11 protein-coding genes are annotated in these 12,196 nt (G+C 40.3%); 2 read left to right on the top strand and 9 right to left on the bottom strand.

Annotation, left to right across the window (positions count from 1 at the left end):
• The first annotated feature begins 245 nt into the window (after window positions 1-245).
• The gene (porZ, locus tag F565_RS0114555; RefSeq protein ID WP_026300068.1) at window positions 246-2,546 is read left to right on the top strand and encodes a type IX secretion system anionic LPS delivery protein PorZ; all 2,301 of its coding nucleotides are present in this window, start codon (window positions 246-248) and stop codon (window positions 2,544-2,546) included.
• A gap of 99 nt (window positions 2,547-2,645) precedes the next feature.
• Window positions 2,646-3,359, top strand: a complete 714-nt coding sequence (recO, locus tag F565_RS0114550; RefSeq protein ID WP_020213972.1) for a DNA repair protein RecO — start codon at window positions 2,646-2,648, stop codon at window positions 3,357-3,359.
• An 8-nt stretch (window positions 3,360-3,367) separates the two neighbouring features.
• Here the strand turns inward: recO and F565_RS0114545 are convergent, their stop codons facing one another.
• The 9 genes from F565_RS0114545 to F565_RS0114505 are packed head-to-tail and all read right to left on the bottom strand — an operon-like array spanning window position 3,368 to window position 11,742.
• The gene (locus F565_RS0114545; RefSeq protein WP_154652619.1) at window positions 3,368-4,000 is read right to left on the bottom strand and encodes a DUF6549 family protein; all 633 of its coding nucleotides are present in this window, start codon (window positions 3,998-4,000) and stop codon (window positions 3,368-3,370) included.
• Entirely contained in the window at window positions 3,997-4,527 is a 531-nt protein-coding gene (locus F565_RS21710; RefSeq protein ID WP_020213970.1) for a M15 family metallopeptidase, read from the bottom strand. Before F565_RS21710 ends, F565_RS0114545 begins: the two co-directional genes overlap by 4 nt.
• The gene (locus F565_RS0114535; protein WP_169336031.1) at window positions 4,527-4,961 is read right to left on the bottom strand and encodes a phage holin family protein; all 435 of its coding nucleotides are present in this window, start codon (window positions 4,959-4,961) and stop codon (window positions 4,527-4,529) included. Before F565_RS0114535 ends, F565_RS21710 begins: the two co-directional genes overlap by 1 nt.
• A gap of 12 nt (window positions 4,962-4,973) precedes the next feature.
• Complete coding sequence (locus F565_RS22435) at window positions 4,974-6,521, bottom strand: BspA family leucine-rich repeat surface protein (protein WP_020213968.1); 1,548 nt, start codon at window positions 6,519-6,521, stop codon at window positions 4,974-4,976.
• A gap of 2 nt (window positions 6,522-6,523) precedes the next feature.
• Complete coding sequence (locus F565_RS0114525) at window positions 6,524-9,019, bottom strand: hypothetical protein (RefSeq protein WP_020213967.1); 2,496 nt, start codon at window positions 9,017-9,019, stop codon at window positions 6,524-6,526.
• Window positions 9,019-9,513, bottom strand: coding sequence for a DUF6712 family protein (locus F565_RS22890; RefSeq protein WP_035642705.1), 495 nt, complete (start codon window positions 9,511-9,513; stop codon window positions 9,019-9,021). The genes F565_RS0114525 and F565_RS22890 overlap by 1 nt, the downstream gene beginning before the upstream one ends.
• Window positions 9,491-10,645, bottom strand: a complete 1,155-nt coding sequence (locus F565_RS0114515) for a hypothetical protein (protein WP_020213965.1) — start codon at window positions 10,643-10,645, stop codon at window positions 9,491-9,493. Before F565_RS0114515 ends, F565_RS22890 begins: the two co-directional genes overlap by 23 nt.
• Window positions 10,645-11,133 (bottom strand): hypothetical protein, encoded by a 489-nt coding sequence (locus F565_RS0114510; protein ID WP_020213964.1) that lies wholly within the window; start codon window positions 11,131-11,133, stop codon window positions 10,645-10,647. The genes F565_RS0114515 and F565_RS0114510 overlap by 1 nt, the downstream gene beginning before the upstream one ends.
• Before the next feature lie 9 nt (window positions 11,134-11,142).
• On the bottom strand, window positions 11,143-11,742 hold the full coding sequence (locus F565_RS0114505) for a hypothetical protein (protein WP_020213963.1): 600 nt from the start codon (window positions 11,740-11,742) through the stop codon (window positions 11,143-11,145).
• Between the last annotated feature and the right edge of the window lie 454 nt (window positions 11,743-12,196).

Below are 12,196 nucleotides of genomic sequence, written 5' to 3'. Positions count from 1 at the left end.
ACATAGGTTTTACGGTGTGTTAAAGGCTTGATAGGTGCGCTGCGCTTACTACATAGTATTGCTATGCAAACTATGCTAAAAGCAAAGCTTCTTGTTATACTATAGCCTACATATCTATGTGGTAAAAACTTTAGACACTACCGCAATTAATCAGCAGCGTTTTCTTATTTGCTATTTTATTTTTATACATGGCATACAAAAATTGCAATAAATGCGTTTTAACTATATTTGCGCAAATAATGCCGATGAAACATTTTCTCCCCTTATTTTTTTTACTCCTTTGCCTTAACGGCAATGCACAAGGCAACCAGCAATGGGGCAGCTACTTTTCATATACTAATGTGGTAGACCTTGCCCAGTCGGGCAGCAGGCTTTTTGCTGCGAGCCAAAATGCCATGTTTTCTCAAAATAATATAAGCGGCGAGCTTAAAACAATAACATCTGTAGACGGGCTTAAAACCGAAACTATATCGGCCATATACTATAGCGCCACTTACAACAAAACACTTGTGGGCAGCAGCAACGGCCTGCTGGTTATTATTAATGCCAATAACAGTATAGTATCTAAAAATGCCATTGTACAGGAAACCACTGTTGTGGCCACAAAAAAGAAAATAAACCACATATACGAATATAATGGTATTGCTTACCTCTCTACCGATTTTGGTATTGTAGAGTTTAACCTTGCCACATTAGAGTTTGGCGATACCTTTTACCTGGGGCCTAACGGTGCAGAGGTAGCCGTGAGGCAGGCTACCATTTACAATGGTTATATTTATGCTGCTACTTATGAGGGGTTTGGCATTCGCCGTGCCCTGCTTGCTAACCCTAACCTTAACGACTTTAACCAGTGGCAACCACAGTTTGGCGGTACCTACTGGACGGGTATACTTACCTATGGCACCGGCCTTTTTGCTATAGATAACGATGGTACTATACATCGTGTGCAGGGTGATAATCTTGTTACTTTTGGCAGGCTTCCCTCTGCCGCAACAGATTTAAGGGAAAGCAGCGGTTTTATGATAGCTACCTGCGCCACAAAAACTATCGTTTACAACAGCCAGTTTCTGCAGCAATTGCAAATAAATGCCATACCCGGCGAACTGGAAGATATTACGTATACCTGTGCTACTATTGTGGGGCAAACATTTTATATAGGTACTGCAGAGCGCGGGGTGTTTAGTGTACCTATGAATTTTTCGGCACCTTTTGTAAACATAACACCGGATGGGCCTTTGCGCGATAATGTTTTTTCTATAAAAAAATCACGCAATTTCCTGTGGGCAGTTTTTGGGGGCTACAACACTTTTTATACGCCCGATAATAAAAGGTATGGTGTTAGTAAGCTCACAAACGAAGGCTGGAAGAATATACCCTATGATGACCTTGCAGTTTTTGGGCCATTCGAGTCTATTTCAGATATTAGTATTAATCCTAACAACGAGAAAGAGGTATACCTTAATTCGGGTCATTCCGGCCTGCTAAAACTAATAGATAATGTACCAACTACTCTTTACAATAATGTAACCCCTAACAATACAAAGCTGCAAACCGTACAGGATTATACAGGTACTATTCCCTACACAAGTGTGCGTATAAATGGTGGTACGTTTGACAGGAATAATAACCTGTGGATGACTAACGCCCACGTAGAGAAACCGCTAAAAGTGCTTTCTCCGGGTGGCGGGTGGACAGAGTATTCTCTCGTAGATGTTTTACCCAACCTGAAAACTACTTCTTATGGCAAAATGCTTATAGACAGGAATGGCACAAAATGGCTGCCTACCGTTGCAGAAGGGCTTGTAGGGTTTAATGAAGCACTTAACAACAAGTTTATTGTGGTAAATGCAGAAAGCGGGCTTGAAAGCACGTATGTAAAGTGTGTAGAAATTGATAACAGTAACCGTTTATGGATAGGCACAACAAGTGGATTGCGCACCTTGTATGCCGACCGTTTTATGACAGAGAATACACTTGAGGCCACTAACATTGTTTTTCTTGAAGATGGTGTGCCGGTAGAACTTATGAACGAGCAGAGTATTATTGATATTAAGACAGACGGATCTAACAATAAATGGATAGGCACGGCCGGAGCAGGTGCATTTTTAGTATCGCCCGATGGGCAAAGCACCCTTTTTCATTTTACTAAAGATAATTCGCCGCTGCCCAGTAATAATATAAACGATATTGAGATAGACAATAGTACCGGAGAGGTATATTTTGCTACAGATAAGGGTTTGGTATCTTACAAGGGTACATCTACAGAGGCGGAAGACGATCTTAGTAATGTGTATGTATACCCTAACCCTGTCCGTCCCGGTTTTGAAGGAGACGTAAAAATAAGCGGCCTTGTAAACAGGGCTACCGTAAAAATTACTGATATTGAGGGTAATCTTGTATACGAAACAACATCCGAAGGGGGAACCATACTATGGGATACCCGTGCCTTTGGTAAATATAAAGTAGCAAGTGGCGTGTACATGATCTTTATATCATCTGAAGATGCATCGCTTACCAAGGTTAAAAAAGTTATGGTCGTTCGATAAAGTATTTAAGATTTCAGAAGGTGGATTTCAGATTTAGCTTCACTTGCTAAGACAACAGGGAAGTAATTTTCATCATTCGTAATTCATAAATTAGAAAAGTTGCTTGTAAAAACAAAAGCCATAGTACTTAGTGCGTTGCGTTATCAGGAAAAAAGCCTGGTGGTAAAATGCTTTACAGAAAGCGACGGACTAAAATCGTATTATGTGCGCGATGCTTTTTCATCTAAAAAAAGCAGCCAGAAAACTATTTATTTCCGGCCGCTTACAATTTTAGATATGGAGGCTACCCATAAAAATAAAGGTACACTGGAGTATTTTAAAGAAGTAAGATTGGCTTTTCCTTACCTCTCGGTAAATACAAATATGCTTAAAACCAGCATTGCCCTATTTGTGTCGGAAATGCTTCATAATTGTATTAAAGAGGAAGAGCAAAACCAAAGTCTGTACAATTTTCTTGAAACAGCGTTGCTTTGGCTGGATAGCCATGACGAGGTTGTTAACTTTCATCTCATTCTACTTATAGAATTAACCAAGTTCCTTGGTTTTTATCCTGATAATTCGGAACACGAACATCCTTATTTTGAAATGACCGAAGGCGTATTTGTTGCCTATCAGTCTATAAGCTGCCTTAATGCCCACGAAACGGCCTTACTGCGCAGGCTTATAGATTTAAAGTTTGATAACAGCACCAAAGCCTTTCATGTTACAGAAAGGCAGGCGTTGTTAAAAATAATTTTAGATTATTATGCTTTTCACCTTCATGGTTTTCGCAGGCCAAAGTCGCTCGATGTGCTTCGTGAGGTTTTTGAGTAAGGTTATCTTTATCGTGTTAACATTCCACCTATAACGCCTGCGCCCAGCCATACATACCACCTTTTATACCATGGGTTAGGTACAATAACCTGAGCCGATGTTAAGGATGTTATGGTTATATTTGGGTTAGTATTTGTAACTGTAGTAGTTAAAGTTTGTTTACCTAAAAACCAGGAACGCTTAAAACCGGTTATTGCAGTTGCCTGATTGTTTATTGTTAAGCTGTCTATAGTAATCCCTTTATTATTTGTGGTATAATTAAACCTGTACCATTTGGTCTTTACTTTGCCAAACCTGCTAAAAATGCACGATATTGTGTCTTTATATGTTATAGTTATTGTATCGTATTTTGTGGTCTGGCTGTATCTTATAATACTTTTAACCTCGCTAAATTCCTGAGTTAAGGTTGCGAGTTGTTTGTCCTTCGCTAATAGATTTTGATTTAATAGTGATTTTTCTATTTCAAGTGTTTTAATACTTGCCGATTGCGTACCTAACCGATTCGTAAAATACGTAATACTATCGGTTAAAGCCTTAAAATTAGCATTGGCATTTTGGTTATAAAACTGGCATCGTTCAATAGAAAATATAAGCGTCAGCAGTAATATAATCATGGCCGTGGGGTAAATGTATTTTCTCATAAGTTAACCCATTTGTAAGTCATACCATTAATAACCTCGCTAAATACATCTCCTACATTATATTTTGCCTGAAGCGACTTCCAGCTGTGGCCAAAAGTCTTCTCAAAATGCGGATAATCTGGAAAAGATCTCCATTCGCCGCCCCATGCCCAGCCCACTTTTTTAAGATAGTTAACTGCTTCTGTCCAGTCGGGTGTGCCATCTTTATCATCATCGCTCGTGGTATTCCATGAAGCAGTTTCAAAAATGCCATCGCCATTTTTATCAATAAGTATGGCGATATCAAAAGCTAATCCGTAATTATGCGCAGATTGCCCTGCTCTTGCATTTGTTACTTTTTTACCAGGTTTAGTGCGCCCTATAGCATAAAGAGTATCCTGCTCATTAAAAGTGCGTAATGTATGTGTAAACCTTAACCGGATATTCTTTCCAAAAAGTGTGTTATTAATGTGTTTATAAGCAGTAAGTACTTCCTGCCTTACAGCGGGATGCATGTAATTTATGCGGGTTAAAGTTAGGTTATCCATCAGGAATTTTTAGTCAGGTCAAATACATAATCTTTCAAGTCTTTAGTACGTTTTAAAGCTTCGCGTAATTGTTTAAGGATATTAATACCGTGAGCCTGTTCTATATTTTCTTTAATAGAAACCATCTCGGTAAAAATGAGCACCATTGCGCAGGCTTTGGTAAAAAAATAATTAACGGAGAACCACAGGCAAAAAAACTCTGAAAGCAGGAAATAGTCGATGCTGAACAACATGAGTATTACCAGTTCATATACAAACATTTTAAGGATAACATCGGCAAAGCGGCGGCTTATAAAGGATTGCCGCAATCTTACCGATTTATAAATACCGGTTACTGTATGTATGGCTATGGCTGCCCCAACCGCTATGAGTATGCCCTGTACGGGTATCAAAAATGCAAACAGCAAAACAGTTAATGATTGAATAAATTTCACTTTTGAACGCAATTATTGTGTGGATAATCCTCCGTCGATAATATTCCATCTTTTTGTGGCAGTTAAAAAATCACGGCCGGGTTGTCCTGCAGCTGTGTACTTTATAGTGCCAAAATTAATAGACTTATTTGTAAGGACATTTTGTGAAGCCCAACTATTAAGTAATGCGTTATAATTTGAAGCAGAATAGTCAGATAATGTTTTTCCAGACATAAAATTTGTAAAATTGTTGACTTTTGAAACATCCCAGGCTGCTATATTTTGATTGAATGCTATAGCGTTTTGAAACATTGCTATCATAGAAGTAACATTACTAAGGTTCCATGAATTAACGGGCTGGTTAAAGGCTTTAGCATCAATAAACATACCATCCATATTTATTACATTTTTGGTATCCCAATTATCTAATGGCTGGTTAAAAGCAAAATTTTGCCTGAATACCGAATCCATGATTGTTACTTTAGATACATTCCAGTTATTTAATGGCTGGTTGAAAACAGAATTATAGGCAAACATGTAAAACATATTTGTTACATTGCCGGTATCCCACGACGATATATCCTGATTAAATAATCCTGTAAGACCAGCAGCAAGCCGAAACATGTTGGTCATATTAGTAACTTTGCCGGTATTCCAATTGTTTAAAGGCTGGTTAAAGGCTGTTGCTCGGCAAAACATCTGAGCCATATCTGTTACATTACTGGTATCCCAATTATTCAGTGGCTGATTAAAGGTGGGCGCAATATAAAACATGGATTGCATATTGGTTACTTTACTAACATCCCAGCTGTTTAAAGGCTGATTAAATGAAGATGCACCTGTAAACATATTTGACATATTTGTTGCTAGACCTGTATTCCAACTATTTATGGGCTGATTAAAAGAAGATGCATTACTAAAAACAGCTAACATTATTATAACATTACTAACATCCCAGTCATTTATGTTTTGATTGAAAAATAGAGCACTATTAAACATACTGGTCATGTCAGTAACATTACTGGTATCCCACCCATTAAGTGGACTATTAAAAACTGAACATTGCCAGAACATTGTGCTCATATTTGTAATTGTGCTAACATCCCAGTCTGATATTAGGTTAACTTTAGCTAATGAGCTGCAGCGAGCAAACATATAATTTAAATCAGTAACACCTTTTAAATTTAGTACATCGCTTACATCGATTAGGTCTAAGTTAGCACAACCATAAAAAATACGAGCCATGTTACCTATGCGCAGGCACCCCCATTGGTGTACATTTAATAATTTAAGCCTGTCTCCCTGATTGTTAAATCTAAATCCAATTAGTATACCTTTTATAGTTATAATATATGTTCCTGCTGCTGAATAGTTATGCGTTACCTCCTCCTGATTAAAGGAAATAATTCGTGATGATGTCCCATCTCCCCAGTCAACCTTAAAATCATAAATGCCGCCATCATATAGTGGAAGCTTAATTTGGTTCTCGGCAGTACTCCCAGTACTTATATTATCTGTTTTCCATGTAGAGGTAAAAGGCAGCAACCGCTGCCTCATCCTGCTTGCTAAAATTGCTCCCATAATTATCTTAATTCGAGTTTACCATATAATGAAACCTCTGTCGCCGACCTGAACTTCAATCCAAATACACTGTTCTTTTCAGCTGTTTTTGGGTTTTCAGAAGTACCGTGATTAAGCGTTACGCTACCGCCTGTAAAAGTTGCCTGGCCAATATCTGCAGTTTCGCCCTCAATGAGAGTATTTGCTGCAAACACACCATCCGGGACTTTTATAGTAAAATCGGTTAGGATTTTAAACAACAGCCATTTATTTTTGTCTTCAGGCTGTAAGGTGTAAATCCCACCATCAAAACCAGTTGTTGATGCCATAATTACTTTAACCGGTTTATGCACATCGCTTACCATCGCAAAAACATCATTGGCCTGCTTTGCCGGAATGTTATAACGCACAGTAGCTGTAGGCATTTCAAAATCTATAGAGACTGATTCCCCATTAATAGTCGTATGCTTTATATTTGCCCCATAGGCAGTTGTAGCATCAGTATCTTCATGAATATGCACGGCATATTGCAACGTTCTGTTGTTTTGACTAAGCACCTGTGCATAGCCGGGAACAAATGGGGAAGGGGCTACATCATTCAATAACTGAAAGTCGTTTTCATTGCTTTGCAGCCTCCCTGTGCCGTATCTTCCTGCTGAACCAATCCACAAATACGATAGTTCTTCGTTATTTACCGTGCCTTTAAAAATTGTATAGCCCTCTTCCTGTGGCTGGATGGTTTTATCCGGACTTTGTACATTCAGCCACTCGCTTACTGTCTGATTCTGATTTAAGCTAAATGTAATGATCTGGGTTTCTGCGCCCGACTCCAGGTCCTCTAAAGAGGCTTCGTTTGTGTAAACCAGTTCAATGTCAGATGCAGTTACGGCAATACCCCCCTGCCCATACCAGCCTTTGCCTTTGTTGAGCATTTTATATTTAAGGATCAACGGACCTAAAAATCGTACTGGCAGTTCGAGTCCGGGACCATCCGGTATTTGTATTATTATTTGCTGGCGGCCTATAAACCAAACCGATTGCGTCTCTTTTACCTCAAAGGCACGAAGGTTGTTTATTGCCGAAACAATGCTGGCAGTTGTGTAATTATTAGGTATGGTAAACGACTTTTTAATATCTATGTTATCCTGGTTTACAGGTGTAATTGCCTCATTAAGCAACTGGAAATTATCATCTATAGATTGTGTTCTTCCGCTGCCATACGTACCTGTGTTACCTATCCATAAATACGATTTGTTGTCTGTGCCTGTACTTTTAAATATAGTATAACCTTCTTCTTGTGGCTGTATTGCTATAGCCGTAATTTGTGTATTAAGCCACTGACTTATGGTTTGCCCTGTAGCAAGTGTAAACAGAACTATATCTGTTTCTATAGCAGTTTCAAGGTCGTTTGAGGATGCCTCATTGCTATAAACCAATTCAATATCAGACGATCTTAACTGCGTTTGCCCCAAGCCGTAAATGCCCTTGCCCATGTTAAGCATTTTATATTTATATACAAATGGGTTTGTGTTCCTGTGAGGTATTGCTACTTCTAATCCAACTTCTAAGAATGTGAGTTCCCTGGCTATAAACCATACAGATTGATTATCGTTTACTATATATGGGGGTAAATTATTTATGGTGTTTATTATCGTTAAGCTGTCGAATGTACCACGTAAAAAAAAGCTTTTTTTAATGTCTATATTATCCTGCTCTGTAGTAACTACTGTCTCGGCGATAGCCAAAAAATCTGATGTTGATGTAAGCCTGCCACCTGCGCCGTTTGTTCCTGCGGTGCCTACCCACAAGTAGGTTATAGCAATACCATGTATAGTTCCGTTAAAAATGGTATATGCATTTGCAGGTGCCGGTATAATAAAAGCAGGGTTATGTACCTGTACCCACGAAGCAATACTTGTTGTAATAGCCCCATAATTAATAATCTGTGTATTAGCATGTGCCTTAATGTCCTGCACTGTTGCCTGGGCTGCATAAACCAGTTCTATATCGGTCATGGCTAACTGAAAAGCATCCTGCCCATAAGTACCTTTGCCATAGTTAATCATTTTGTATTTGTAAACATCCGGGTTTGTAATCCTTCCGTTTAATCCTGGCGCACCCGGTACAGAAACGATAAACCACAGGCTCTGCTTCGCATCAAGCGTATATATTTCAAGGCTGTTTATCTGTGCCAATATACTTTCCGGCAAGGCCGATGCGCTCCTTATATAATGTACAATTTCGATATTATCCTGGTCGATATCGGGACTATCCCCACCAAGGTTATTACGAGAATACAGTACCGGGAGTAATGCTGCCTGTAGTTCTACCACATTAGGGTACCGCACGCCATCTACCATAAAGTTGCTGTAATGCGTTAACTCTAAAAGTACATCGTGCCGTTCGTAGCAGTTAAATATTTCAATCTTATTACCATGTACCTCGGTAACATAATTTTTAAGATACTGTATGTTGTTTATAGAAAAGCGTTTGTCGTTTACGGTTGATATAATATTCATTAGCCTATTTTTTTAAATCGAAATCCGCCCTGCTTTGTTTTGCAGGTTTTAAAATCAGGGTGCACGGTGCGCATAAGGTAGTTCTTCACGTTTTCCCACACCTGCACTGCTGCTTCCCGGTTAAGGGTATACAGCGTTTTTTTTGCCGATGCCTCTACAGGCCTGCTGTTGTCGCTTAGTTTTTCGACTACAGAGAATGGGGTGTCTATAACACCAGAGAACATCATGTACCGAGCATAAGCAAAGTAGGTAAGCACCATGCTCAACCCGTAATTGGTATAGCTTATGCCATCATGCTCGTAAACGCAGCCTTCCAAAAGTTCGCTGTAATCTTCCGGTGCAGAAAGTATTTTGTTGAAAAAGCTTTCACCAATAAGCGGCTGAAGGTCCAGCAGCTGCGCATCGAGTATTTGCTCGTGCAGCTTGTCATCATACGGCGTTTTAGATATTTGCTTGTAGCGGGCAATGTCGCTACGGGTTATCAGGGGTTGCATCGTCTATCAGTTTTAAGGGTTCTACAATAAGGCTCGCGTAGTCTTGCGACCGCTCCAATAATTGATTGATAACCGATGTTAAAAGGCTGCGCTCCTTGCTTGTGTTTTCCCAATAGGTGCGTTTCATTTCGCGGATGGCCTCGCCCGAATTGCCAAATAACGCCGAATCGTTGGTCTTTATCAGCCCTGCCGGAAGGTTGTTAAAAGCCACCAGTATATTTTCGCGCACGCTGGTTTCGGTATAGTTAAACAGTTTGTCGTCTATCTTGCTTTCTATCTGTTTTATCAATATGGCATCGTCCAGTTTTTCTCCGGCAAAATCCATTTCAAGGCACAGCACTCCACCCGTATTTTGTGCACCAAGGCTGTCTTTTATAGCCTGCTGAAAACGCTCCCGTTCACTTTCGGCTTCAGTCAGTGCAGTACTTCCGGGTTCGAGGCCTTCGCCCACGAGCGGACGTGTAACTACCAGCGTATTGCCAAAAAAGCCTTTTCTTAAAAGCTTGTTTTTGTAGATGGATGCCTGTGCCTCGCTATCGCAATCTTCGGAAACCGGATCAATACGCGACAGCGGATAGATAAGCTTCGTGTCCATGTTGATGAACAGGATCTGGCCTTTGTAATGTTCCCAGCCGCCTGCCTTTTCTACCTGTGCCTCTATTACCGCTTTGCGTGGATTGTAAACGTCTACAAGCTCTATGTCACTGCGCTTTGGCTTAAGCCATTCTTTGCTTATGGCAATTTTGCCGGCATAGTCGTTGCTGTCTTTTTTACCTATACGGCACCACTCATACGGCACCACACTGCAATCGGCAATTTGGTACAGGGCATTCCAGTTTATGTGAATGAACACACCGCGCTGTTTTACAAGGTCATCGGCTACATCATCGGCAAAATCTATCAGCTTCAGGTTTTTTTCTTTGTTGATTATAATGCTGTCGGCATCCGTACCGTACCCTTTCCCGATGAGATACTGCACCATTATTGATGCCGCACTCTTTGCGGTAACGCTGTTGTTAACTAACCTGTCCATACGTTCAGGGTATGCATTATCGGTATCATTGGCATACACATCGGCGCTTTTGCTCCAGGGTGTTAGCCTTTTCCATACGTCTATTAAAAGAGTCCTCATTAGGGTTGGTCAGTATAATAAATATCAATATCATCACTTCCTTCAAGCGGTACTTCGCCAACTAAATCAGATGTTGACTCATCTTTCTCTTCTTCAGGAACCGGACTTTCGTCTGCAAGCATGAACGAACCATCAAATGGGTCGCCTGCCGATGGTATCTCTGCAAAAAATCGCAGTCCATTAGGCTGTTGCAGCAGTATTTCGGCATACTCGTTAGTAATGTTGCTATTGTTAACCAGTATGGGCGAGCCAAACTGCAACGGGATGTTTTCGAATTTTTTGTGTAGTTTGTAATCGCAGGTGTTTTGCATAGCATTAAAATGGTTTTGATAGTTGGTTAAATAAGCCGTTAAACATTTAGGGCAGGCGGGGTTAACGGGCCCGCCAAAAAGGGAAGTGTATTCTTTAAGAAACACCTCCAGGTATGGCACACCCTTACCCGTAACAGAGTGGGTAAGGGTGGCAATATCCATAGTGGTAAAATCCATAAGGGGAGGTTACGCTTCAATAAAATTATTGTCGAACAGCGCTTTCCTTATCCCGTATGCCTCAGCTTCTTTAAAGTAGGTTTTAGGCATGGTAGTTTCCTCAAAACCATCGGCAGATGCCAGTTCGAACATGATCATATTGTCATTTTCCTTAGAGCTGTTGGTCATTGTAGTAAGCTCAAGGCCGGAGTGGTAACCCAATACCTCAAAAGCATCAGCGTTGGCACCACCTTTCCATACCTGCTCTATAACTACTATATACTTACCGCCTTTACTAAGGTTATCGGCCTGCGTTTTGTTGGCCAGGCTGGGGTTAAATATCACACCGCTAAAGGTGTGCTTAAACTTATCGGGTGCGTTTTCCTTTTTAACCAGTTCCCACGCCTTGCCGTTACTTTGCTTAACACCTGTAAGCTGGTAACCCGTCTTGCCGGGCTTAAGTTGAATTTGCGTAACCTGAAGCCTGTTATCTGTACCCAGCGTAGTGGCTGTAAGATCTATATCGTCTTTATTTATGAGCACTACGTTTTGCTCTATACCGCCTACGGGCGCGTTAATACAATCGAACTGAATATCTGCAGTTAAAATTCCTGTGCAATCTATGGGCATGTTGTTTTGTTTTTGTTGAAGTATTTTTGAAGAATTGTCAGGAAGCAGGGATGTAGGATGTCCTCACATCCTCACTCATAATCTAATGCAACTGAGTAGCGGGTTAGAGTGAAGCTAAAGGCATTAAACTTCGTTGCATAAGAAGTTAGAGCCTTGAATTTTTGTTTCATTTGTTTCAAGACAAAAGAAATGAATAACACACCCCCAACCCCTCTCAAGAGGGGGAGCCAGCTACACTCATAATCTAATGTAATTGAGTGAGCGGATCTGATTGTCATTCCGAATGCAGCGCAGCGAAATTGAGGAATCTCGATTCATTAATTTTGTAGATTTCCCCTTAAAATTGAGAACCTTTCAAGTAAGCCATCCGAGTTCCCCTCTCCTTTAGAGAGGGGAGTAAGAACTTTTTGAATGAGACTGTAAATAACACACCCCCAACCCCTCTCAAGAGGGG

Source organism: Flavobacterium rivuli WB 3.3-2 = DSM 21788 (assembly GCF_000378485.1).
In the GTDB taxonomy this organism is placed as follows: domain Bacteria; phylum Bacteroidota; class Bacteroidia; order Flavobacteriales; family Flavobacteriaceae; genus Flavobacterium; species Flavobacterium rivuli.
The sequence above is the reverse complement of the archived record's forward strand: the minus strand, read 5'-3'. Positions and strand labels throughout refer to the sequence as shown.

Excerpts from the sequence above, each read along its gene's own strand:
- porZ (WP_026300068.1), top strand. The coding sequence starts at position 246 with ATGAAACATTTTCTCCCCTTATTTTTTTTACTCCTTTGCCTTAACGGC.
- F565_RS0114545 (WP_154652619.1), bottom strand. The coding sequence starts at position 4,000 with ATGAGAAAATACATTTACCCCACGGCCATGATTATATTACTGCTGACG.
- F565_RS21710 (WP_020213970.1), bottom strand. The coding sequence starts at position 4,527 with ATGGATAACCTAACTTTAACCCGCATAAATTACATGCATCCCGCTGTA.
- F565_RS22435 (WP_020213968.1), bottom strand. The coding sequence starts at position 6,521 with ATGGGAGCAATTTTAGCAAGCAGGATGAGGCAGCGGTTGCTGCCTTTT.
- F565_RS0114525 (WP_020213967.1), bottom strand. The coding sequence starts at position 9,019 with ATGAATATTATATCAACCGTAAACGACAAACGCTTTTCTATAAACAAC.
- F565_RS22890 (WP_035642705.1), bottom strand. The coding sequence starts at position 9,513 with ATGCAACCCCTGATAACCCGTAGCGACATTGCCCGCTACAAGCAAATA.
- F565_RS0114515 (WP_020213965.1), bottom strand. The coding sequence starts at position 10,645 with ATGAGGACTCTTTTAATAGACGTATGGAAAAGGCTAACACCCTGGAGC.
- F565_RS0114510 (WP_020213964.1), bottom strand. The coding sequence starts at position 11,133 with ATGGATTTTACCACTATGGATATTGCCACCCTTACCCACTCTGTTACG.
- F565_RS0114505 (WP_020213963.1), bottom strand. The coding sequence starts at position 11,742 with ATGCCCATAGATTGCACAGGAATTTTAACTGCAGATATTCAGTTCGAT.